The sequence below is a fragment of the Candidatus Thiodiazotropha sp. AKAK3 genome (assembly GCF_058244645.1).
In genome coordinates this window covers 54649-76935 of the sequence record NZ_JBSYOQ010000026.1, presented here as the reverse complement: position 1 = coordinate 76935, position 22287 = coordinate 54649, and the positions used below count along the sequence as shown (strand labels likewise).

21 protein-coding genes are annotated in these 22287 nt (G+C 46.8%); 7 read left to right on the top strand and 14 right to left on the bottom strand.

The annotated features are described in order from the left end of the window. Nucleotides 1-43 precede the first annotated feature (43 nt). From AC4IE7_RS04855 to AC4IE7_RS04830, 6 genes are all read right to left on the bottom strand, one after another. Complete coding sequence (locus AC4IE7_RS04855; RefSeq protein ID WP_490775683.1) at nt 44-727, bottom strand: TylF/MycF/NovP-related O-methyltransferase; 684 nt, start codon at nt 725-727, stop codon at nt 44-46. A gap of 483 nt (nt 728-1210) precedes the next feature. Then, on the bottom strand, nt 1211-1693 hold the full coding sequence (locus AC4IE7_RS04850) for a hypothetical protein (protein ID WP_490775682.1): 483 nt from the start codon (nt 1691-1693) through the stop codon (nt 1211-1213). Between the two features lie 12 nt (nt 1694-1705). After that, a complete protein-coding gene (locus AC4IE7_RS04845) occupies nt 1706-1963 on the bottom strand; it encodes a hypothetical protein (protein ID WP_490775681.1) in 258 nt (85 codons plus the stop codon). 53 nt (nt 1964-2016) lie between these two features. Then, nucleotides 2017-2826 (bottom strand): sterol desaturase family protein, encoded by an 810-nt coding sequence (locus AC4IE7_RS04840; RefSeq protein WP_490775680.1) that lies wholly within the window; start codon nt 2824-2826, stop codon nt 2017-2019. Nucleotides 2827-3448: 622 nt separating this feature from the next. Beyond that, nucleotides 3449-3922, bottom strand: coding sequence for an FxLYD domain-containing protein (locus tag AC4IE7_RS04835; RefSeq protein WP_490775679.1), 474 nt, complete (start codon nt 3920-3922; stop codon nt 3449-3451). Nucleotides 3923-3982: 60 nt separating this feature from the next. Further along, a complete protein-coding gene (locus tag AC4IE7_RS04830) occupies nt 3983-4609 on the bottom strand; it encodes a hypothetical protein (RefSeq protein ID WP_490775678.1) in 627 nt (208 codons plus the stop codon). Nucleotides 4610-5242: 633 nt separating this feature from the next. On the opposite strand from AC4IE7_RS04830, the gene rsmA reads away from it, so the two are divergent. Further along, the gene (rsmA, locus tag AC4IE7_RS04825; RefSeq protein ID WP_490775677.1) at nt 5243-6037 is read left to right on the top strand and encodes a 16S rRNA (adenine(1518)-N(6)/adenine(1519)-N(6))-dimethyltransferase RsmA; all 795 of its coding nucleotides are present in this window, start codon (nt 5243-5245) and stop codon (nt 6035-6037) included. A gap of 830 nt (nt 6038-6867) precedes the next feature. After that, on the top strand, nt 6868-8340 hold the full coding sequence (locus AC4IE7_RS04820) for a formate dehydrogenase subunit gamma (RefSeq protein WP_490775676.1): 1473 nt from the start codon (nt 6868-6870) through the stop codon (nt 8338-8340). A gap of 12 nt (nt 8341-8352) precedes the next feature. Here AC4IE7_RS04820 and AC4IE7_RS04815 read toward each other — a convergent pair whose 3' ends face one another. Beyond that, on the bottom strand, nt 8353-8772 hold the full coding sequence (locus tag AC4IE7_RS04815) for a hypothetical protein (RefSeq protein WP_490775675.1): 420 nt from the start codon (nt 8770-8772) through the stop codon (nt 8353-8355). Between the two features lie 711 nt (nt 8773-9483). On the opposite strand from AC4IE7_RS04815, the gene AC4IE7_RS04810 reads away from it, so the two are divergent. The 4 genes from AC4IE7_RS04810 to AC4IE7_RS04795 all read left to right on the top strand — a co-directional run bounded on the left by AC4IE7_RS04810 (nt 9484) and on the right by AC4IE7_RS04795 (nt 11671). Beyond that, on the top strand, nt 9484-9918 hold the full coding sequence (locus AC4IE7_RS04810; protein WP_490775674.1) for a c-type cytochrome: 435 nt from the start codon (nt 9484-9486) through the stop codon (nt 9916-9918). A 74-nt stretch (nt 9919-9992) separates the two neighbouring features. Next, nucleotides 9993-10430 (top strand): DUF302 domain-containing protein, encoded by a 438-nt coding sequence (locus AC4IE7_RS04805; protein WP_490775673.1) that lies wholly within the window; start codon nt 9993-9995, stop codon nt 10428-10430. Further along, a complete protein-coding gene (locus AC4IE7_RS04800; RefSeq protein WP_490775672.1) occupies nt 10427-11023 on the top strand; it encodes a TlpA disulfide reductase family protein in 597 nt (198 codons plus the stop codon). The genes AC4IE7_RS04805 and AC4IE7_RS04800 overlap by 4 nt, the downstream gene beginning before the upstream one ends. A 231-nt stretch (nt 11024-11254) precedes the next feature. Beyond that, entirely contained in the window at nt 11255-11671 is a 417-nt protein-coding gene (locus AC4IE7_RS04795) for a c-type cytochrome (RefSeq protein ID WP_490775671.1), read from the top strand. A 30-nt stretch (nt 11672-11701) separates the two neighbouring features. Here AC4IE7_RS04795 and AC4IE7_RS04790 read toward each other — a convergent pair whose 3' ends face one another. From AC4IE7_RS04790 to AC4IE7_RS04765, 6 genes are all read right to left on the bottom strand, one after another. Continuing rightward, entirely contained in the window at nt 11702-12457 is a 756-nt protein-coding gene (locus AC4IE7_RS04790; protein ID WP_490775670.1) for an ankyrin repeat domain-containing protein, read from the bottom strand. Nucleotides 12458-12508: 51 nt separating this feature from the next. Beyond that, nucleotides 12509-13417, bottom strand: a complete 909-nt coding sequence (locus AC4IE7_RS04785; RefSeq protein ID WP_490775669.1) for a sulfurtransferase — start codon at nt 13415-13417, stop codon at nt 12509-12511. Then, on the bottom strand, nt 13417-14349 hold the full coding sequence (locus AC4IE7_RS04780; RefSeq protein WP_490775668.1) for a metal ABC transporter solute-binding protein, Zn/Mn family: 933 nt from the start codon (nt 14347-14349) through the stop codon (nt 13417-13419). The genes AC4IE7_RS04785 and AC4IE7_RS04780 overlap by 1 nt, the downstream gene beginning before the upstream one ends. 23 nt (nt 14350-14372) lie before the next feature. Further along, nucleotides 14373-14984 (bottom strand): hypothetical protein, encoded by a 612-nt coding sequence (locus AC4IE7_RS04775; RefSeq protein WP_490775667.1) that lies wholly within the window; start codon nt 14982-14984, stop codon nt 14373-14375. Beyond that, nucleotides 14984-16102, bottom strand: coding sequence for a NapC/NirT family cytochrome c (locus tag AC4IE7_RS04770; protein ID WP_490775666.1), 1119 nt, complete (start codon nt 16100-16102; stop codon nt 14984-14986). Before AC4IE7_RS04770 ends, AC4IE7_RS04775 begins: the two co-directional genes overlap by 1 nt. 287 nt (nt 16103-16389) lie before the next feature. Next, on the bottom strand, nt 16390-18741 hold the full coding sequence (locus AC4IE7_RS04765; protein ID WP_490775665.1) for a multiheme c-type cytochrome: 2352 nt from the start codon (nt 18739-18741) through the stop codon (nt 16390-16392). 608 nt (nt 18742-19349) lie between these two features. Here AC4IE7_RS04765 and lon point away from each other — a divergent pair. After that, complete coding sequence (gene lon, locus AC4IE7_RS04760; RefSeq protein ID WP_490775703.1) at nt 19350-21737, top strand: endopeptidase La; 2388 nt, start codon at nt 19350-19352, stop codon at nt 21735-21737. Nucleotides 21738-21836: 99 nt separating this feature from the next. Here the strand turns inward: lon and AC4IE7_RS04755 are convergent, their stop codons facing one another. After that, nucleotides 21837-22091: a hypothetical protein gene (locus AC4IE7_RS04755; RefSeq protein WP_490775664.1), complete on the bottom strand. Its 255-nt coding sequence runs from the start codon at nt 22089-22091 to the stop codon at nt 21837-21839. Nucleotides 22092-22287 lie beyond the last annotated feature (196 nt).

Below are 22287 nucleotides of genomic sequence, written 5' to 3'. Positions count from 1 at the left end.
CTTCTGTTGATGCTCGATTTTTTTTGCAGCTCTTAGATACCACCTATAAAATCCTAATAACGACCTGCACATGATCATTGGTTGCAGCAATAACCTCATACTCCCTCATATAGGCAGAAGCATAGTCCTCTAAAGCCCTGAACTCATCGAGCACGCTATAAAATTCATCAAATATAATGACGCTACCTGGCACGAGATATTGATTCATATAGGTCAACACATAGAGGGTGGCCGAGTAGAGATCCGAATCATTATGGATCACAAGCTGTTTGTCAGGCTTAAACGTCTCAAGGAAGCCTGGCAAACTATCCTGGAACAGTCCCTTTACAAAGCTTACCCTGTCATCGTCTATAGACGGCATATTTCCTTCTGTTGTGAAGGTCTCTTTTTTAACGGTACGGGAGAACTCAATCCAGTCTTCAGGTAGACCCTCGAAGGTATCAAAACCAACGAAACGGGAATCACCCTGCTTATTCAATCCTGAAAAATATTTGATGCTATCGCCCTTGAAAACCCCGAACTCCAGATAATCTATCTCGCAGCCCTTCAAAATCTCATTATTGACGTAGTCATACATTTTAAAACGCTGGTCAAAAAATGGATACTGGCCTGACTTCTTCTTCCAATCTTCCATTACCGGTTTATGAAGCAGGTACCTCAGTCGGCCTGAGTTAGGTATCATGCTCAGGATAAACTTTCGTATCCTGTCACTTGCTGACTTATCCACTTGATCAACTCCGGTTGCAAATAATCTTAAAACTCAATCTATATATAATCAGTCCAGGATACCCTGTTTCAGGCAACGACATGAGCCATAACCGGCAGTAAACCACCCATTTACAGCCCAAGGTAGACCACCTGAACAATCTCTGTAATTACCTGATCTGTATATTGTTTTTTCTGTGGTTCAACTATTTTGGCCTGACAGGTATACCCAGATAGCTTTTGGCTGGGTAAGTCACATCAGAACCGTAAATATAGATCCTGTGATCTTCGTTGCAGAGATAATGACAGTAATCCAAAGTGAACTCAATATTGCATCTCTCTCTTGTGGGCCGCTGGGTTAATCAGACAACTCACAAGCGCCATTGGCCTGATATGCTTCAGATTGTTATGCGGAGTTGATATTCAGAACTCCATTCGATGGGGCGACCAAAATAGATACAGCTCCAGAAATCGGTAATATTTCATAGAGTTATTGAGCAGAACCTCAATAGAGGTACTCGATCTCGTCATTAACGAATGTGTATCGCGGCTGCTTATACCAGCCATATAGAAAGGACCAGCGTGGCTCCTTATGAACCTTGGACTGATAGATTTTTAACATCCCTGTTTTATCATTCATCCAAAAATCAAGATCGTAGAGCTTATCCGGCTCCCCCACCACATGAAAATCGGTACATGCAAAATAGATATCGCTACCGATCTGTCGCACAGGATCGTGGATACGCACAAACTTTAATGCCAGCTCTTCTCCTGTCTTATCATCACGAAGGTGAAATATACCTTCATCATCAACACTATCCTCAATATGTTTAACCATCGTGGACTTTATGTCTTCGACATAATATTTACGACTATCAGTGGGCGCATTACCCGACTCTTGATCCACTCCATAGGCGGTGCCCACTGAGATTGCGATAGTGCTGGACAGTCCGAATATGCCAAGCAGTATTCCAAGGTATCTCGACATTGTGACAAAATCCTATTTTAAAGCTTTTCCTGCATGTTCAGCGGCCTTACCCCCATGCTCTTTCTTCATCTCATCCATTGCTGCCTCTCCCTCTTCTACAGCCTCTTCAGCCTTCTCCTTAACCTCCATTGCCTTACCCCCATGCTCGGCGGATTTTTCAGCAACTGCCTTCTTCTGCATCGCTTTACCACCATGCTCAGCAGCCTTACCTGCATGTTCAGCAGCGATTGAAGTTAAGGGAATTAATAACAAGCTTAAAATCTTTTTCATGTCACTCCTCCTCGGAGTCTTTATCTTTTTGGTGTGAAAATTATCGTTAGTTGTCACTCGGCCAACCCCATATTTCGGCGACTAAAGGGTTCTGTAAGCCATGCACGGAATGAAAATGACAATTCCCGAGCTTCGGGTAATCCAATACTGTCAGTTTGTGCTGAAGTTTCGCCTGGCACCTGGTTGTAACTGCGAAACAGAGGATCCCAAAAGCTGAAAATGGTCGAAAAATTGGCATCGCCAAACGCTCTATCGACCATGTGGTGCGATGTATGAAATCTTGGTGTCACAATAACACGAGACAGTTTTCGCTCAATTGAATCCGGCAGATCGATATTGCTGTGATGAAATTGGGCACAAAGGCTGATCAGACCTTCAAACACAAACCAGGCAATGGCTGTTGGCCCCCACACAAGAACCCACAACGCCTTGGCAAATGATGAAAGAAATAGCTCACCAGGGTGAAAACGCAGGGCAGTGGTTACATCCATTTCGGTATCGGCGTGATGTGCCTTGTGAAACCGCCAGAGAAAAGGGATACGGTGATTCGCGCGATGCCAAAAGTAGTCGAACATATCAAGCATGATAAGAGAGAGTACAATCTCAACCCAGCCGTTAAGACCCAACCAACGTGAAACGCCCCAGCCTTGCTGCTCAACATAGACAACCCAGAGCAAAAAGGGGACATAGATCAAAACCCGTACCAGCACGGTATTGAGGGCTGCTACTGCCGAGTGAAACAGCATGCGATTGAGCCGTTTTCCTCGCCAGCTACGCGCCGGAAACAGTGACTCGATGAGGATAAAAAAAGAGAGCCCGCCTAAAAAAATGACCAAGCGCCCACCATCAAGGTTCAGTTCCATATCATTTCAGCTCTTATGTCTCTGTTCTCAGGTAGTTTGGTCTATGGCCCACTTATCAGTGATCAAATCTTACCTTTTTTAGCAACAGCATTTGCAATAGTGTTAGTGTTGTTTTTGTAAATTATATCGAGATATTTGATTGTAGACTCAGCTTGGGCAGAGAAAAGCATATGATAAACGTTGAAGATGCAGGCAGAAACCTCAAACCATTGAGTTTTATATCTCTTTGTTTACTGATATAACACCATGAATAACAAGCATATTTACAGAATAAACCATTGAATTATCGTCCAGAAAAAGGTTCAGCCAGAATCATTCCCTTATTGATTAACCGAAATCCGCCGTGACCAGGGCGAAAATATCGATTAGTCTGAAGAGTGGCATATTTCGTGGGCTACAAAGGCGGACACGCAAGGCACTCACTCTCTAATGCTGATGAAATATGACCTCTGGCAATTGAGGCGCCTAGAGAAAAAAGCTCCATTTCAGTTCTATAGATACGATCAAGAGCATCCAGGTAACCCTCAAAGAACATTGTGTGCTCCGGTACTGAGATGTCCACTTCAAAGCCTTACAGCTTTATTAACAAGCCCCTTTATCTCGTGATGCATTTTTATACGGTTCACCATGTATTGCCATCAATAATATAAGCCTTGTAGGATGCGTAACCTTCTAAGTTAACTTTTGAACACTTAGAACAAGATAGTTTGAAGTTAACCTCTGTGCCAGGAAATATTTTCTGATCTACCCTCTCAGTACACTCATCAATAAAGTTACCTTCTTTATCAAATAGTTCAGCTTTTACCTTTGCTGAGGTCCATTTAATAACCCCAGAGTTTGTTAGTTTACCTAACAGGATAAAATCTTCCTCATTGATTCTTTCTTTTGTGATCTTTAACTTCAAGCCAGAAGTTTCTTCGCATTGTTTAAAATTACGACACTCATCGCCATCAACTTCACCATAGAACGTTTCGTCTACTTTATTCTCAAAATACAAGGAGCTACCACCGGCAATTGCTATCATAATTATTCCAAAACCAATTCCGTAGGCTAACCCGGTTCCGATTTTTTCTAGAATTTTCTTTAAAAACACCATTTACTCTCCTTTTTCGAATAACTGCTTTATTAACGATTCCCTTTGTCTCGTTATATATTTTTAGACGAATTTTTTTTGTAGCTCTCGAACATTTCTCCACCATGTTCGACTTTGTTCATATTCATCCCAGTCTACTTCTTCAGTTTCTCTGTTATCCTTAGCCAGATAATGGCATCCATAGACGGTGCTTTTTTCTTTCCAGTAAATAAATGCATATGAAGTAGTTTGCATATATTCCAACTTAGAAATAGGTTTTCCCAGAAAACCTGTTTCTATATAGTATTTTATGCAAGCAGCTAATGCACCTTCTGAATATGAATGGACTTTTGTTTCCCATTTACCTTCTTGTTTCGACATCACCTGGCAGTCTCCAACAAAACGTTTCCATATAGGACTTCGTTCGGCCTCCCATAATTTTCCACCTGTTGCGGTAAGCCCAAAAGACTGGGCTTGCTTGCCTCTATAAATAACACCTTCAGCAAATATCAGCCCTTGATTCACAAACCTGTTTAAAACATTACTTAGCTCCTGTGTATTGAAGCCATGTGAATAAGTTGTATTGTGATGAATTGGGAACACGTCATCTTCGAGCATTGGCCGAGGGGCTGGAGTCTCGAACATGAAATCCAAGAGAATGAGCTCTCTATTTGTCAAATCGCTTACACGCGCTCGTTTTGGTAGTTCCATTATTTGCCTAACACCGCCATAATTTGCCACCTGATTGACATAGTTCCAATCTGTATCATCAGAACCAGACTTAACCTCATACTCAAAATTAAAGCAATCATCCGTAAACTTGATAGTATGCTCATTGTAATTATTTTCTGTATTACTTCTATATTTCTTTTAGTATTTATTGATTTACCAATAGCTTTATTAACGAGCCCCACTTGTTGCATTATACATTTATTACAAGACCTCTATCTAACACCTAATTCGACAGAACTTTGATGACTTAGATTTCTACTCTCACGGTATACATTCTCAGCATGTCGTGACGTGGCAAACTATGCTTTTTGGAGGAAGCCAGCCCACTGAAACATGCAGGTCACGCCTGATCAAAAAGCAGGTGCAGGCTGGTATTGCGTAGGTTGTGGGTGAGCGGTGCGAACCCTAATATCTCCACGTCGTCATTTCTTTGTTGGTGTTCGCACCGCTCACCCCAAATACCAACAGCCATTCCATGAAAAGTATTTTTCAGAAAAAACCATTTCAATTTTCTCAGACTTGCTTTTCTCTTCTGATTTCCTAAGCGACTGGTTTTAGTGGATAATCCCAAGCATTCTTCTTTTCTAACGTATTGAGATAATTCTATTTCTAATGGGTAATCCCACACCACACAGGGCCAGAAAAAGGTTTGGCCAGAATTTCCTGCATGATCCAGGCATCATTCAACGTATAGTTCAGAGCATCAATCCTAAACCTGGGGATAATCTGGTTGAGATAGGCCCAGGCCAGGGAGCTATTACCACTGAGCTTCTGCCTCTGGTCAATCAGATGTATGCAATAGAACTTGACCGGGATCTGGTTGAGCCCCTTGCACAGCAGTGCGCCTCACTTGGTGAACTCCTGATCCACAATACAGATGCCCTGAAGTTCGACTTCTCCTCCCTGGCAGAAGCGCAGCGCCCCCTACGGGTGGTGGGCAATCTACCCTACAACATCTCGACTCCACTGCTGTTTCACCTGCTGGACTATTCGCCCTATATCAAGGATATGCACTTCATGCTGCAGAAGGAGGTGGTTGATCGGATGGGTGCAGATCCTGGCTCAAAGAGTTATGGCCGTCTTTCAGTGATGCTACAGGCCAGGGCTGAGGTGACACCGCTGTTCAACATTGGCCCAGGCGCTTTCAATCCACCACCCAAAGTCGATTCTGCCTTTGTGCGTCTCAATCCCTATGATGTCTCCCCATATCATATCGACAACTGGGAGGAGTTCAGCCTTGTGGTCAGAGAGGCCTTTTCACAGCGACGCAAGACGCTGCGCAACTGCCTGAAGAAGAGTTTATCCGCCGAAGCTATCGAGTCTGCTGGCATAGACCCAGGGGCACGAGCCGAAACGCTCTCAATAGAGGATTTCGCTACCCTGACCGGCCAGCTCAAGCATGGTTGAACAACATTGAAATACCTGACCTGATTATTCGTCAGCCTCAATATGTGGAGTGCGCTGACGTAACTGGCTGAATAGACCTATTGAACTAAAAATCAAAGTCTATATAAACACGCTACTCTCCCCAAAAACAGTTCGTGTTGCATATTCCGGTTTTGAGTAATTGCCATTTTATAGAGACCCATAGACGGGACAGGGCATACGATCACTTTTCCATCCCTTTAGGAATGTAGGTTAGGGCCTTGCCCCAACATATATGCTGTAAATTAGTCTGAAGTTGTCAACATTATCACCATTAATCATCCACTATCAGTCTTTTTTAACCCTATTTTGGTGGGGCATGGCCCCACCCTACCTGGGATGGATAACTTGTTTTCAACCTCATCTTGAAACAGGGAGGATGTGTCACAGTAGTAGCAGATATATTTGTTCCATATGACCATAAATCTGTAGTAACAATGAGCAGCAGAATTGAGAAAATCGGGGATATTTGCCTTATGGTGAACATAGACGTTTTCTCTAAGTTGAAAATCTTGGCAGGCATATTACATTGCAAATAAAACAGCAACAGATGAGATAACTAAATAACAGAATATAAAACCCCAGGTCGTCAGTTGGTAGAGATCATCAGATACAAGCCAACCCTTACATAAATGCGAGTTCCAAATAACACCTGAATTTGTTTTTTCAGCATACAGAGCCGGGCAAGCTCTGGATGTTCAGGGAAACCTTATGTTCATCTTCCTACCTGAGTGACTACAATATCAAATAGGTCAGTATGGTGTGATCAAGTTATTAGATATCCCTGAGTGTTAGCAAGGTAAAGACCCAACATGGCAATTAGTAAAATAGACTGCTGCCACTCTACTCGTGGCTTTATATCAAATTTATTGTCTGCACTCTGCCTGATAATTGTGTTCTCCTTCTCTGCCTTAGCCGAGACCGGCTTTGAGGATCCTAACGATCCCGGCTTATTTATCCCCTCCCAAAAACCAAACAGCAGTTGGTTGGAGGCTATCGGTCCAGGACAGGGCCCAGTGCGCCGTAACTCTGTAAATTCAGATGCACATGAAAAGGTTAAATCGTTCTATCACGCTCGTTATTGCCTCAGCTGTCATGAGGGACAGCAGAAAAACCTGCATTATGCTCGCACTAACCTGGTATGCCGGGACTGTCATATTTCGAAACCAGTAGCCGGTATAAACAATCCCAACGCTGCAGCTTATGCTAAACATCGCTATGAGAAAGTGTGCGCTAAATGTCATGAAGGGGCCGGCCCTGGTATGGGTAGCTATGTGATTCATGAGAAGCGCCCGTGGTCAGATCAGACTCGTGAAGACTTTCCTGCCCTCTATTGGTCAACAATGTTGATATTCGCTCTAGCTACAGCGGTATTTCTCTTTTTCATGCCCTATACCTCTGCCTGGGCATGGCGCGAGATCAAACTCTATTTAGAAAGCCGGCGTGAAGAAGATCAACCGCTTGAGAGCTCTTTACTGATTGAGCGTTTCACCCGCGGTGAACGTTGGTTACACACCATTCTAATCATCTGCTTCATGGCTCTTTCGGTGACCGGAGTGTCATGGATGTACATAGAAACCGGACTGGGTAAGGCATTGGCGTGGCCTCTTGGTGGGGCTGAAGGTGCTGTATGGGTGCACCGCTTGTTTGGCTTGATCCTGATGACTGTTTTTGTCGCCCACATTGCCTACCTGATCCGCTCTACACTGAGCGGCAAAGCTGGCCTCCTAAGCGGCCCGGACAGCCTGGTCTGGAGCTGGAATGATTTCAAGGCTGTACACCAGCATATGGCATGGCTGTTTGGACGCAGGGAACACCCGGTGTTCGACCGTTGGTCATGGTGGCAGAAATTCGACTACTGGGCAGTTTGGTGGGGGTTGGTTATCGTTGGCACCACCGGCCTGGTAATGTTCGATTCAGTCGTTACCACGACTATACTGCCGGGGTGGATGATGAATGTGGCCCGCTGGGTGCACAAAGTGGAAGCAATATTGGCCATGGCTCACATCTTCATTGTCCATTTTTTCATCGAGAGTTATCGCCCCAAGGCCTTCCCATTGAACGCCCACATATTCCATGGTGCTGCAGAACTTGAGGCACTGGAGCAAGAACATCCCGCATGGATCGAGCGAATGCGGGCCGAAGGTAGATTAGAGGAGCGTATCATCACTCAACCGCCCCGTAGTGTACAAATCGTCTTCTTCAGCTTTGGCCTTGCAATGGTAAGTCTGGGTCTACTGTTGCTGTTGGGTATGATGCTCTTTGCGCTGGATTTAAGCTTTTAGGGAAGTCCAGGATCATAACTTGGGACAACGGGTAAAAGTGAAGTTGTAGGTTTTATCTTTCCAGGCCCCACCCCAGATACGGGTAAGCTTCATCTCATTCCCATCCAATTGCATTATTTCAGTCACTGGTGACCCCCAACCCCGTACTGTCTTGGCCTCACACTCTGTATAGCCATCATTGCAGGTGAGATCCGCCTCGAAAGTTCGCCCACTGCGACCACCACGGATAAACAGCTTCCCTCTCTTAATGCTGTAGTGGGTGATCATACGCTTCTTCACACGACACCATTCCCCTATGAGATCCGTAGGCACTACGATCGGCTCTGATACAGCAGGCTCCAGCTTAGCGGTTGAGCACCCATGCACTGCAAAAACAGTAACCAGGACCGACAGCCAGGATCGGTGAACCGATGGTTTTTCAAACAGAATCACACCACGCCTCCTGATCAGTAATTTACAGTTGGGCCACCCGTGGTGGGTACTCCCATAAGATGGATAAGGATCATACGCCGTCTCCTCCAGTGGGTAAAATTGGGGTCGGTCAGCAATGCTGCCCCATAAACTTTCAATCTTCTCAGAACAACTCTGAAAGCCCCTCTCCCTTTACGGGAGAGGGGTTGGGGAGAGGGTGTACGCGAAGCGTTTCATGTGGTTGAAAAATAAACCGCACTGATCGTTCATATTTATCTTGCTGATTGTTGGGGAAAATAGGGTGTTTATTCCTGGTATTGGAGTAACATTGCCTGGGCAGAACATAATCTCACTACAGCTCACATATCCTTTCAGCAATTGACTGGAACGGTCTGTTCACACCAATCGGGATCAATGGAACGAATCGTTCAATGCTTTACCCGTAACAGATGCTCATATGCAACTTCTACAATCTCAGCAGAGCAAAAAACATCCAGCTATCCGCTCTTGTAAAACCTTGTGATTCCCCGATATTCCACACTAAGAAGCACTTTGGCGCTGCCGATACACTTGGCTTTATTACTCTCTTCCTCTTTTGGCCTTACACCGGCATAAATATTGCGTTCATATTAGTTTGATCGGAGTCCACATCTCTTTTTTCGATTGGGGTGAATAGTTACCAAAAGAGATCTTTTTCTCTATCTCAACACATTATTGCTTTAGGAGTTTTTAATGAAGAAGTTTGCTCTTGTTGCGTTAGCTGCTGCTCTCGCTCTACCTATAGTTAACGTTCTCGCAATGGATAGCGGTATGGCAGAGGGTGACGCCAAAATGATAAAAAAGATGGTTAAAAGAGGTAAGAAAGTTGCCATCAAACAGTGTTTCGCCTGTCATGACATAACCAAAGAGAAGCAAAACAGAGTCGGACCGCCTTTGTGGGGCGTCTATGGCAGGGCTGCCGGTGTGGTTGAAGGCTATCCATATTCCGAAGCACATTTGAGCAAAGCGGATTCTATCGTTTGGGATGAGGCTACTCTCAACGCCTATCTGCAGGATCCAAAGGCACTCGTTCCCGGTAATAAAATGGCATATCCGGTCGCCGGCCTGCCTGTTATGAGTGAAAAGCAACGTAACAATGTAATCCTATTCTTAAAGTCACTAAAGTAATCATTCCTCATCTATTAACCCGGCAATCGAATAGTTTATTTCAGCCACAGTGAGTCAGCCTGAAGAGAGGAATCATGAACCATTTTAACACCCGGCTTTTTGTAATTGCTTTGCTCACCCTGCTTATGGCCTCGCCGCTATCGGCCGCTGATGGCAGTGTCATTAAAATCGAAGTTAAAAGCTCCGCTACTGAGACCGTGGAAAGCCTGAAAAAGCTGATTACGGAAAAGCGTTTTAAAATAGTTTCTTTACATAATCATGGAGATGAAAAAACTGTAAAGCAGGTCATTTCATTCGAAAAAACAGATCATAATGCGCGCATTATGTGGCATGATCCTGCCGCCATTCTGGAGCTGCCCCTCAAGATTGCTGTTTTTCAGGATGACGTCGGCACTCAAGTGGTCTATCGTAAACCTTCAGCTTTTAGAAACAGCTATAGCTTACAAAACTGTAACCTGTTGGATGAACTTGACCTGGTGATGGCGGAGTTGGCTCAGAATGCAAGCCAGTGACTCGATTTAACCTTCACCTCATCTCCCCCATCCTGCTTGGACTTCTTGCACTTCCGTCGACTGTGGTCTCTGCGCCGCAGTCACCTGAAGTGTGTGAGAGCCGCGCTTTCGATAGCGGTATGTTTCGCGCTTACACCAATCCGAAACCGGTATCAAAACATGCGTTTTCCACCAATGGCGGTCGGCAGATCAAGCTTTCCACTCTTCCCGGCCCTCGTGCACTGCTTGTCAATTTCTGGACTACATGGTGTACGCCCTGTAAAGAGGAGATGCCATCCATGGATCGGCTTCAGGGACGCATTTCTCCTGCCCAGTTATTGATTCTACCTCTGGTTCGGGATGGCAAAGGGTTGTCGGAAGCGAAGCGTTTTTATAAATCCTTTGATATCACCAATCTTCCTGTTGCAGCGGATCGATTTGGAAAGATCTCCTACGACCACAATATTGGTGCACTACCTCAAACTCTCTTTGTCGATCAAGGAGGACTGGTAAAAGGGATTTTGACTGGTGCTGTAGATTGGGAGAGCAAGCCAGTGTTGGAATTATTGGATAGTTGTTTGAATATAAAAATTGAACAAGATACGGCCATATAACAATCTCTGATTAAAAAGGCACTTACCATGTCAGTCGATAGTACAAGTTAGATGCTACACATCAATGGGATCAGATATAGCCAGTCCAGTAAACAGTAACTTCAGCCTACTTTCAGGTCGCCACATTGACTAATGAATAGAAATTTAATATCACCAATCAGCAGACTGCTGAGTGAATTCAACCCATCAAATATTTAAAAATACAAAATGAAATATTTTAGAATTTTTAGCTTGAGTTTATGCCTCCTCCTGCCATCAATACTCCTGGCCGATGATAATGTGGAGGAGACCTACCTCTATCGAACCAACATGATGGAGATCTCTGCTAACCACCTCAAGGCATTGAAAGGTTATGTGAATGGGTCATTGGCAATCAAAAATCATATCCCGACCCACGTGGACGCACTATTGACCCTGAACAATATATACCAGGATCTATTCCCAGAAGGGGAACAGCACCCTGAGTCTGAGGCTATGGGTGTAATCTGGAGTGATCCACGAGGATTTCAGAGCGCCATTCAACATAATCGCAAGAGGATCATGGCCCTCAAACAGGTTGACCCCAATGACATGCAGACAATGAAACGCGCCGTTAACGAAGTTCGCATGAGTTGCGGGGATTGCCACTCTTATTTCAGGGAGCGTTAACAAAAAGGCAGCCATATAAACCAGCTGCGGCTACTCTGCGGCAGCACTCCTGCTGTTACACTTCAGCAGGGTTATCATCTCCTGGTTTTCCAGTTTGCCGGCAAAATCACAGGCATCCACTTCTGTTTTATCCATTTTCAGATAATCTGCCGCCTTCATTGTCTGAGTGGTGTCCGCACCGTTATCAAGAAGCAGTGTAACCAACGGCCTATTCCCGCTATTGATGGCGTACATGAGCGGCGTAAGGTCCTCTTCACTCACCCTGTAGTTGACGTCAGCTCCATTCTCAAGCAAAAGCTTAACCGCTTCGATTTTCTCCTCACTGACAGCCTCTTGCAGCAGTGTTCTACTGAACATAGTCGTGACATTCAGATCCAGCCCGAGTTTAATTGCCTCTTTCAACTGTGCATCCCGATTCTCAACGCCCGGCTCATATAACACATGCTGAAGTAGCTCACCTTTCTCTGTTGCCCCTTTATAGGCTTCACACCCCGCTTCAGAGCCATTGTCGCAGGCAAGCTTAGTATATTTATAAGCTTCAATAACGTCTTTGGAGTTAATACCGAAATTAGGCTCCCCATCGAAATAGGCTGAGGCCAATACGAGGCAGAGCTCGCCGTTCCCCCTTGCAACGCAGTACTCTTTTAACTTTTCACCCGCTTCTTCGAAGCGCTGCTGTGAAACAAGGGAGACAATCTCACTTTGCCAGCCAGACGGATTGCCTGTCGCTGATGATGCGGTAATTAGAACCAATAGCGCAATAAATGCAATAACACCTTCTTTCATGGTTTTCCTTCTCAAACTTTAACTAGGTTGCTATGTAACAAGTCTAAAACACTAACCAATCGGACCACCCATATCATCGGTGCTGTCGTGCATCTCCCCACCCCAATCGATCCACTCCACCAGGGAGCCGTCGTATAGTCGGGCCATTGGATTTTCTAATATCCGATGCAATACAAACCAACCCAAAGCTGCCCAGACACCAGTATCACTGAATGTGGCGACCGCACCTTTGGTGGGAATATCATAACGTTCAAACTCCCGTTGAATGATTTCCGGGGACAAGAACCGCCCTGTGTCACTATCCAACAACCGTTTAGGTGGAATTCCAACACTGTCGTAAATCGTACCGCCTTCTGCCACCTGTGGATCTCGCTTATAACCGTCAAAATAGAGAGTGGGCCGAAAATCAATCACAGGTTTGTTATCACTCAACAACTCTTCCACGCGGCTGGAGTCGGCCAATAGATCATGCTGAAAGCTGATGTTGCATACCTTTGGCTCTATAGATGAAACATCTTTAACCAGGTCATGAGCAATCAGCGACTCAATACCGCCATCCAGCAGAGCGACCTGTTGAAAGCCGGCCACCATCAGACTCCAGAGAACACGAGTCGCTTCTGCAACCTGTTTGGATTCTCTTGCGGAACCGATCACGACAATCGATTCGGAACCCTCTAATCCCAGGCTGCCCAATAACTTTGCCAGTTGTTTCTCGTTCGCCAAATAGCCGGGCAGCCCGTGTCGCTCAACCTGCCAATCAAGTGCTTTAAAACCAGCCCAACGCGCATCCGGCCAGTGACCATGCATGAACTCTGCACGGGATCTGACATCCAAAACAACAACCTGATGACTGTTTTTGGAGAGCCAATCACCATCAACCAATGCAGGGAACAGAGCAGCATAAAGGTGGAAAGGCCAGAGCCCCCCCAGCAGAACCAGGGTACGGAACAGCAAAGACATTACGTACGTTTCATACAGCTATTCAGCTTGGATGCCAAATCGCCAAACCACTTAAAGTAACCTCCCGTGGTAATAGGCATCTCCTGACCGGCAGGATCCAGAACAACACTATTCAAACCGGCTTTATCCAATACAGACTTTAACTGTTGGTCCAATGGTTCCGCAGCAACCACACAATTAGCGCCCCGGGTTTTGGCCTTATCAACTATATCCTGGGCACTTCCACCCGCTGGAACTGTTGTTAGCTTATAGCGCTGCTCAAGGTATTGAAATTCATCCTGTAAGACCACAAATGGATCTTTACTGACATCATGCAACAGCTTGTTAACCCGAATATCCAGTTCCCATAGGGCCTGAACAATCTGATCCGAATTACCCTGGTATGCCCAGTGGTTACGTTGATCCAGCCCCTGAAAAACCATCGTTACAGCCTCCAGGGTTGCCATTGCATTCAAAGGGTCAAGCCAGTAGTAGGTGTCTATCTCCCCTTCGGGTCGAATGGTTTGTACCATGCCATATCCCTTCCCCAAAGACTCCATGTGTGGATCTTCATCTTCATTCGGTCCTCTCCAGTCTACCGGAGTTCGTTTGGCCAACTGGTGTACACCAGCAGCGTCAATCAAGGAAACAGCCGCCTGGCCGGACTCCACCAGCTGTTTCCCGAGTTCGGGCTCTAATGTCCCACCAGTCCAGAAAAGAACTGTAAGATCGTTTGGGATTTGCCAACGCTGCTTCTCATCTTTCGACACCAACAGGACTTCCACTGGGCTTCCCCAAGCCAGAGCAGACGCCAGTGTGAACATCGGGGGCTGTGTAACGCCCACTCGGAATTTAGCTTTTGGCGTCTCCTTTTCAGGCATATCAGCGGCGACTACCGATTGAGTAAACCCCAAACAGAAGAACGCAATACTTAGTACAATCAATCTAGTCATAACCACTCCAAACCAACTGCCCACTATTTGCTCGCCGGGTCAATAGCACTTGCCGCCTGGCTATTTTTTGCCATCTGGCCTTTCACTTTTACCAGCAGCTCTTTGTATGGTCCCAACTCGGCTAACGCGAGGTGGCGAACCCCGCTGTGAGAGTTAAAAGTAAGAACAATTTTGTTTCCACTCTCCATCTGCTGGAGGATGGTCTCTGTGACCTCAGGGCTGATCATCAGGTTATTGCCTTTTGGGGCGGTAATCTCATGACGACTCTGTTTATCAATGCCGATAGAGACTGTCGTTCCTTCTTTGAATCCCAGGTAGGTTGCAACCACAAATCCAACAGCATCGGGGGAGAAAGCTGGCCCCAACTGAACAAAGTTCTTGGTTTTCCACTCGCCAAACTGCTCGATATGAAACATGCGGCAGTAGACCTTGCCATCATCCATCTCGTCGCAAGTCGCTTTCCATGTACCTGCCCGCGCTTCAAACAGATGATCCCGCCTGGTCATCGAGATGGGCATCTGTTGCTGCGCAAGAGCGTCTTGTTGCATCGCTCTCTCATCTGCCTCTTTTGCTAAAGCAGTGGTAACGGCTCCGATCAGAGAAACCAATAGAGCCGAGATAAAAAACGTCCTCATCAATCCGCCTCCGCATCATTGCGTGCACCACGTAACACCCAGTTGCTGACCAGTTGCAACTGCTCTGGACTCAACTTGGTGTAACGGCGCATCTCTTTCAGATTATTTCGCCAATCGAACATGATCCAGTTGTCCCTTGGAAAGGTTTTGTGACAGAGGTTACAGTCCAGACCGTGGAGATCGGTGACATAGTTCCAGAACTTATCTTCATCAGGCCCGAGTGCTGAGCGGGGTACCCAGCCGGTGAGCTTGACATGGTTCCATGTCAGCTCATACTCCGGTTCAAGCTTACTGCCTATCTTTTCCACACGATCCATGCCATCAAAGCTCATCTTGGCTAGAATCACAGCACGGTTGAAATCGATAAAGATCTGACTGCCCTCCTCCCGATCCCAACCTTCGCTGAAAACCTGAACCCACTCTCCTTCCTGTTTGACAACGATTACGGGCGTACCACCATAGACGGTAGCCAGAAGCTCTTCTCCGCCTGGGGTAGCCTTCATTTCCACTTCATTCAGAATCACAACTGCCTTTTCGGCCAGTTGTGCACTAAGGGCGTCAGCCAGATATGCGCTCTCCATCTCCCCATAGAGCTTCTCCATGTCAGGCAGATTATGTGCGATCCCTTTATGACAATTGATGCAGGTGGCCTCCCCACTCATCAAATGTTTGTGCATTTTTTGCGCCTTTGCAGTCTGTTTTTCTGTAACCATAGTCTCGTTGGTATGGCAGTTGCGGCACTCACGGGAATCACTCTCTTCCATGGTGCGCCAGACGTTCTGTGCAAGCTGTAGTCGCTGCGCCTCAAACTCTTCAGGGGTATCAATGGAACCTAAGGCCCAATGGTACAACTCTTTGGTAGCCATGATTTTGCGCATCAATTTTTGAGGCCATGGTTTCGGTACATGGCAGTCTGAACAGATTGCAGGAACCCCCGAGGCATTATGTGCATGAGCCGATTGCTGATACTCCTCTTTCACCACACTCATTTCGTGGCAGGAAGTACAGAATTCATAGCTGTTGGTGTATTCCATAAAGGTATTGAAACCGCCCCAGAGAATAATGCCGGCAACGATACCAACAGCAAGAACCGACCAACTGAAAGCTTTCTTAACCATCACATTCCTACCGATTAAAGGTTTGAGTTTCGTTTGAAGAAAAGAATCATCACTCCATGCCTGATCGATGATTCATTCGGGCAAAATATATCTTGTACAAATAGACCAATTCTCTGACCAGCAGCATGATAGAAGCTGTTCATAATCCTAGAAGCCATATCAAAATCGTTGCGTTCGTTAATTTTGATATGGAGTCTAATAAAAACCAGAGAGGGGTGAAAAAATGGAGCCAGCCCAGAGGACTGGCCCCACACAATCAGGTGATAATCACCTGTTACAATCTGCCCTTACTTCTTCTGTGCAGCAATCGCCTTCAGAGCTTTCTTCATGAACTGCTGGTGTTCAAAGCTATCCATAACGCCAGGTTGGGATACCTTATTCCAGAATTCAGGATTGAAGCGCTCTTCATGACAGCCGAGGCAGACACCAGTCTTCTCAATGGCGTCACGCTTCTCATCAGGCAGAGGACCGGTCAGCGGCCAGTGAGAGCCTACGGAGCTCAACTGCTCACCATCCTCAGTTACGATTGCGGACCAATCGTAGGTCAGGCCGGGAATACCGGGAATCTGAACCTGGGTTCTCTGAGGAATGATATTGCCAGTGGCTGAGTCCTTCAGATCGAGGACGAAGTCCTTGTCAGCCCCCAACAGGAAGCGACCACCTTCAACACCATAGCCCAGGGCCTTGGGGTTGTCGTGACAGGACTCACAGCTACGGGCACTGCGGCCAGCGGTGTGAGGCTGTACGGCTGCGGTGTCGATACCCGGGCCTTCAGGAGTTTCCCAGATCTTGTTGTTAACCAGAGTCTTGCCATCTTTGTCGATAACCGTGGTGGTTACCTGACAACCAGGCATCATAGGGCTAACACGGCCTTCACCGTTGATACCGAGAACCGGAGTCTCCCAACGCAGGTAGGAGCGGGTCTCCATGACTTTACCTGGGCTCTTCATACCATTAGTGCCCGGAGGCGCATCAGGCGTCAAACCGGTCTTGGGATCACGATTGCTGGCATTGACGAGCCAGTCAGTACCCTTATTGTCTTTCGAGTAGTCGACCGTGACGTGACAACCATAGCACTGTGGAACCCAGTCGGCGTGACAAGCGTAACACTCCATATTGTTTTGGTGCTGAGGAATCAGAAACATGGAGACCTTGGCCAGCGTCGACTTGAAGGTACCTTCATCGCCAATACGTTTCAGCAGAGGTGCTTTGAAGTCGAGACCGTTCGCAGAGTGAACAATAACGTCTTTGCCCTTCTTGACTACGTTACCCAGTGGATTGCCGCGTGCAGAGAGCAGGAAACCGTCCTCGGGCTCGTACTGAGTCGCGTCTTTCATATACTCGGGCCACTTATTGGCTAGACCACGTGCTTTGGTGTTGGCGGTCGGCAGACCATCTTTCATCTCACCGAACTCTTCACCACGACCCAAGGGAAGATCCCAGGGTAGCTTGTTGAAGGTACCATGGCAGTCTTCACATTCGACCTCAACCTGAGCCAGGGTGGTGCCGGGGATGTTGCCATCGCCATGAAGGTCGATAGTGGTATGACAGTCCTGACAGAGCATGCCACCCTTCGGGTTACCTGCAAGGGAGTTCATCTCGTGGTGGAGATCCTCTTTGATAAACAGGTAACGCTTGGTGTGCATCTTGGGCTGCTTCTTACCCTTCTCATTGAAAGGAGAGCCGTAAGGCGCTTCCATGATGCCCTGATAACTCACACCAACACGCTTACCGCGGTTGTGACAAGAGACACAGGTTTCAACTGGAATACCAGAGTATTCAACCTCACCAACCTTAACTTTGGTCTTACGGGTGCCCTGCATGCGATGAGTCAGTACATGACCGGCTTCATCCTTCTTGATGGTCGGGTCACCACCTTCGTAAAAGCCATCATTTGAGTAAGGTACGTGACAGGCAGAACAACCGGAACCCCGGTAGTCACCACGCTTATCGCGACCAGTAACACCAACGTGACAACGCTGACAGTCATGACGGGAGTAGGTAAGACCAGCATGGTTGGGATTGTCGGTCAGCTTTTCCAGATCTACCTGAGGCAGCTGTTTCAGACGCTTCGGCATCTGATCAGGATGCTTCTTGACGAAGTCTTTCATGTACTTCTTATAGGCTTTGGTACCGACCAGAGGCACAGGACCATCTTCGTCCATGATGTCATAGTTACCCCAGACAACCTTCATGTCTTTCTGATAGCCCCAGGACCACATGTTACCTTGCAGCTTACCCGCTTCAGTATTCATCAGGGATTTGTTCAAACGATCAAAGTAGCCGGAGTGACACTGACCACAAGCCTGGTCGTTGACAGGCATCGCACCAGGATCTGGTAGGAAGTTTTTGGGACCGCCCTTTTTTGCGAGGTCGGCGGGGGAGCCCATATGAGCCTTCATTTTGTCTGCTTCTTCAGCTGGGTTGCCACCATGGCAGACCACGCAACCTGCGGGATCACCCATTTCAGCTCCCATCTTCTCAATGTCCTCCTGCATGACACCGTCACTAAAGCGCTCAACGCCTTCATGACAAGCCAAGCAAGCTTTACCTTTGGCCTCAGCGATGGGGACGAAAGAGTTTCCTCCGCTCCCCCATGCGACTAACGCCACTACAGCTAGTAGTGCTAGGCGTTTCATTATTTGACTCCCGATTAAGTAAAAAACATCTGCTTCCTAGCGAGTGGAAGCGGCGACAAGGGGCTTTTACCCTTTCAATCTTTTCTAAGTTGAGTACGGACTGCGTGCAAATAACACACACGCTGTAATCGCAAGATCTATACCAATACTTTTTTCAGGGGTTTGGGAGAGTCGGAATCCAACAAAAAAACATCTGAAAAATTGTGCTAAATACAGGGTGGCCGGGGGTCAGAGAAGGACAAAGAATCTACCTATTTAGGGTAAATCGACCTACTTCAAAAGAGAACGATTCGTATCAGGGGAGAGCGTGATTCAAAAACATTGAACGAATCGTTCAACCCCGCATAATATAAGTGAATGAACTGTTCCAGATAATCATCCGATTAACCTGACGGGTAGATGCTGACTGAACTGTATAATTGGGGGATATATCCACTCCCAAAGAGCAATTCCACCTCTGCCCGCTTGCAACCGGCAAATCCGCCCCCATATCAGTTCGATAGCTTTTCTTAATTCAAAAATTAAACGGCTAGTGGGTCGTATGATGATAAATGCGATAACTGCCAGACCAGCCAGACATAGAGTAGGACTAACCAGTAGGTAGCATGATGTCAGAAGAAGAAAACAGTGTAGATGAGGGTGTTGAAGTCATTACCGGCCATACCCTGGCCCGCTCGAATGAAGTATTGCCTAACCTGATCCATATACTGCCCGTATCTGCACGCCCATTCTTTCCTGGCCAGGCAGTTCCCCTGTTGATGGAGCAGGAGCACTGGGAAAGCACCATGGATGAGGTTGCTAACTCATCACACATGCTTCTGGGTGTTGTGCTCTCATCCGCTGACTCAGCGGAGTCGGCCACCCCCGACTCCTTCAAGAAGATCGGTACCGTTTGCCGGGTCCACCGGATTCAGCGCTCTGAAGGGAGACTGCAGGTCCTGGTTGAATGCCTGCAACGCTTCAGATTCGTGAAGATGGTAAAAAAGGGCGCGCCATTCACCGCCCGTATTGAGTATATTCCAGAACCATCCAGCGACAGCAAGGAGATCAAACCCTATGCTGTGGCCATCATCAATACAATCAAAGAGCTTTTACCTCTCAATCCGCTCTATGCCGAGGAACTACGCATGTTCCTCGATAGATTTGGACCGGACGACCCTTCACACCTAACCGATTTTGCGGCCAGCCTGACCACCTCAGATAAGTTTCAACTCCAGGCGGTTCTGGAGACTGTAGAGCTGCTGCCGAGAATGGAGAAAGTACTAGAGTTGCTCCATCGTGAGCTTGAAGTGGTAAAGGCTCAGGCCTCGATTCGTAAAACCGTCGAAGAGCGCATGGAGAAGCAGCAGCGTGAATTCCTGTTACGAGAGCAGCTGAAGGCGATCCAACAGGAACTTGGCATTGAAAAAGATGACCGTACTGCAGAACTCGATAAATTCCATGAACGACTGGAAAAGCTGAATCTCTCTGAACAGGCACAAACCCGTGTCGACGAGGAGATGGACAAACTGGCTGTGCTCGAACCGGGGTCACCGGAATATTCAGTCACCCGAAACTACCTGGACTGGATTACCCTGCTGCCATGGGGCATAGATTCAGAAGATAAACTTGAACTGCAATCTGCACGAAAAACTCTGGATAAAGACCACTATGGATTGGAAGATGTCAAAGAGCGTATTCTCGAGTTTCTCGCACTAGGCATCATGAAGGGTAAGATTGCCGGTTCAATCATTCTGCTGGTTGGTCCACCTGGCGTGGGTAAAACCTCTATCGGACACTCCATAGCAGAAGCTATGGGCAGGAAGTTTTATCGCTTTTCAGTTGGCGGCATACGTGATGAAGCCGAGATCAAAGGCCATCGACGCACCTACATAGGTGCTATGCCTGGTAAGTTCATCCAGGCCATGAAAGACGCTGGAACCGAGAATCCGGTGATCATGCTTGATGAGATCGATAAAATCGGTGCCTCCTACCATGGTGACCCGGCATCAGCCCTGCTTGAAGTTCTCGATCCTGAACAGAACAGTGACTTTCTTGATCACTATCTGGATCTGCGTTTTGACCTTTCCAAGGTGCTCTTCATCTGTACCGCGAATCAACTCGATACTATCCCCCGCCCCTTGCTGGATCGCATGGAGACGATTGCACTTTCTGGCTATATCGCCAGCGAGAAGTTACAGATAGCTCGAAAATATCTGGTACCCCGTCAACTCGAAAGAGCAGGTCTGAAACGTCGCGACATCAAACTCAACAGCCCGGTTCTGCGTGCCATTATAGAGGGCTATGCACGAGATGCTGGAGTTCGAAGACTTGAGAAACAGATCGGGAAAATAGTACGCAAAGCTGTTGTAAAATTTCTTGAAGGGGTCAAAAAGCCAATCGAAGTAACCCTGGAGAACCTCGAAAGTTATCTTGGCGGCCCAGTATTCAAAGATGAACGCAATCTCAGTGGAGCTGGTGTCGTGACTGGCCTTGCATGGACAGCGATGGGTGGTGCGACACTCAATATTGAAGCGGTTGCAACCCACGAATTCAATCGTGGTTTTAAACTTACTGGCCAACTTGGCGATGTGATGCGTGAATCTGCCGAAATAGCTTATGGCTACATCGTCAGCCACGCAGAGGAGTTCGGCGTTGACCAATCCTTCTTCAAAAAGGCCTTTATCCACCTACATGTTCCTGCTGGTGCAACACCAAAGGATGGACCTTCGGCAGGTATCACAATGGCATCCGCACTACTCTCTCTTGCCAAGCAGAAGCCAGTACGCAACATTGCAATGACTGGTGAGTTGACCTTGACGGGACAGGTTTTTCCAGTTGGGGGTATCCGGGAAAAAGTAATTGCTGCAAGACGTGCCGGCATCAAGGAGCTGATCCTTCCTGAAGATAATCGAAGCGACTTTGAAGAGGTGCCTGAACATATACGCAAAGGACTTAAGGTTCACTTCGCCTCAGTCTATGAAGATGTGATACCAAAACTATTTCGCAGCAGTTAGCAATTGTGGTTTAGTCTAAAGTCACATTTCTAATGTAGCGCCATCGCCGTTCAGATACGATCTGTCGGAAAGCGTATCATTAACGGAAAACACTCTATTTCAGGATGGGTTTCTAGCACAATCAGAATCATCACAGATAGAGTCAAAGCGGGTAATTTTGAGCCAACTTTGTATACGACAGGCTATACACTGGCCCAACTCGTTAATCATACTGATCATGATCCCGGTTATGATCAAAGACCAGAAGACGGTATCAATCCATGCATAATGGGTAAGGCCTTCCAGGCCGTAGACCATATATGACATCAGGCCAAAGAACATAGCCAATATCAGTCCAAGAAGTATTGGTAACATGTCAAACTCCATATAAGCAGAAATTAATTAGTATATTAGCAGAGACTAAAATTAATAATATATTCTGATATCAACTACATGGACAAGTTCATGAAAATTTACAATATCCTGGCAATTCAATCAGATAGCTCCTTTCCACTTTGATGTAAACCACTCAGCGGCTTGAGTATCGCAAAGACGCAGCGAACGCTAAAGG

Coding starts and splice junctions, on each gene's coding strand:
- AC4IE7_RS04765 (WP_490775665.1), bottom strand. CDS start 18,741: ATGAAACGCCTAGCACTACTAGCTGTAGTGGCGTTAGTCGCATGGGGG.
- lon (WP_490775703.1), top strand. CDS start 19,350: ATGTCAGAAGAAGAAAACAGTGTAGATGAGGGTGTTGAAGTCATTACC.
- rsmA (WP_490775677.1), top strand. CDS start 5,243: ATGGGTAATCCCACACCACACAGGGCCAGAAAAAGGTTTGGCCAGAAT.
- AC4IE7_RS04775 (WP_490775667.1), bottom strand. CDS start 14,984: ATGAGGACGTTTTTTATCTCGGCTCTATTGGTTTCTCTGATCGGAGCC.
- AC4IE7_RS04830 (WP_490775678.1), bottom strand. CDS start 4,609: ATGGAACTACCAAAACGAGCGCGTGTAAGCGATTTGACAAATAGAGAG.
- AC4IE7_RS04835 (WP_490775679.1), bottom strand. CDS start 3,922: ATGGTGTTTTTAAAGAAAATTCTAGAAAAAATCGGAACCGGGTTAGCC.
- AC4IE7_RS04785 (WP_490775669.1), bottom strand. CDS start 13,417: ATGTCTTTGCTGTTCCGTACCCTGGTTCTGCTGGGGGGGCTCTGGCCT.
- AC4IE7_RS04755 (WP_490775664.1), bottom strand. CDS start 22,091: ATGTTACCAATACTTCTTGGACTGATATTGGCTATGTTCTTTGGCCTG.
- AC4IE7_RS04805 (WP_490775673.1), top strand. CDS start 9,993: ATGAACCATTTTAACACCCGGCTTTTTGTAATTGCTTTGCTCACCCTG.
- AC4IE7_RS04840 (WP_490775680.1), bottom strand. CDS start 2,826: ATGGAACTGAACCTTGATGGTGGGCGCTTGGTCATTTTTTTAGGCGGG.
- AC4IE7_RS04770 (WP_490775666.1), bottom strand. CDS start 16,102: ATGGTTAAGAAAGCTTTCAGTTGGTCGGTTCTTGCTGTTGGTATCGTT.
- AC4IE7_RS04850 (WP_490775682.1), bottom strand. CDS start 1,693: ATGTCGAGATACCTTGGAATACTGCTTGGCATATTCGGACTGTCCAGC.
- AC4IE7_RS04845 (WP_490775681.1), bottom strand. CDS start 1,963: ATGAAAAAGATTTTAAGCTTGTTATTAATTCCCTTAACTTCAATCGCT.
- AC4IE7_RS04790 (WP_490775670.1), bottom strand. CDS start 12,457: ATGAAAGAAGGTGTTATTGCATTTATTGCGCTATTGGTTCTAATTACC.
- AC4IE7_RS04780 (WP_490775668.1), bottom strand. CDS start 14,349: ATGACTAGATTGATTGTACTAAGTATTGCGTTCTTCTGTTTGGGGTTT.
- AC4IE7_RS04820 (WP_490775676.1), top strand. CDS start 6,868: ATGGCAATTAGTAAAATAGACTGCTGCCACTCTACTCGTGGCTTTATA.
- AC4IE7_RS04810 (WP_490775674.1), top strand. CDS start 9,484: ATGAAGAAGTTTGCTCTTGTTGCGTTAGCTGCTGCTCTCGCTCTACCT.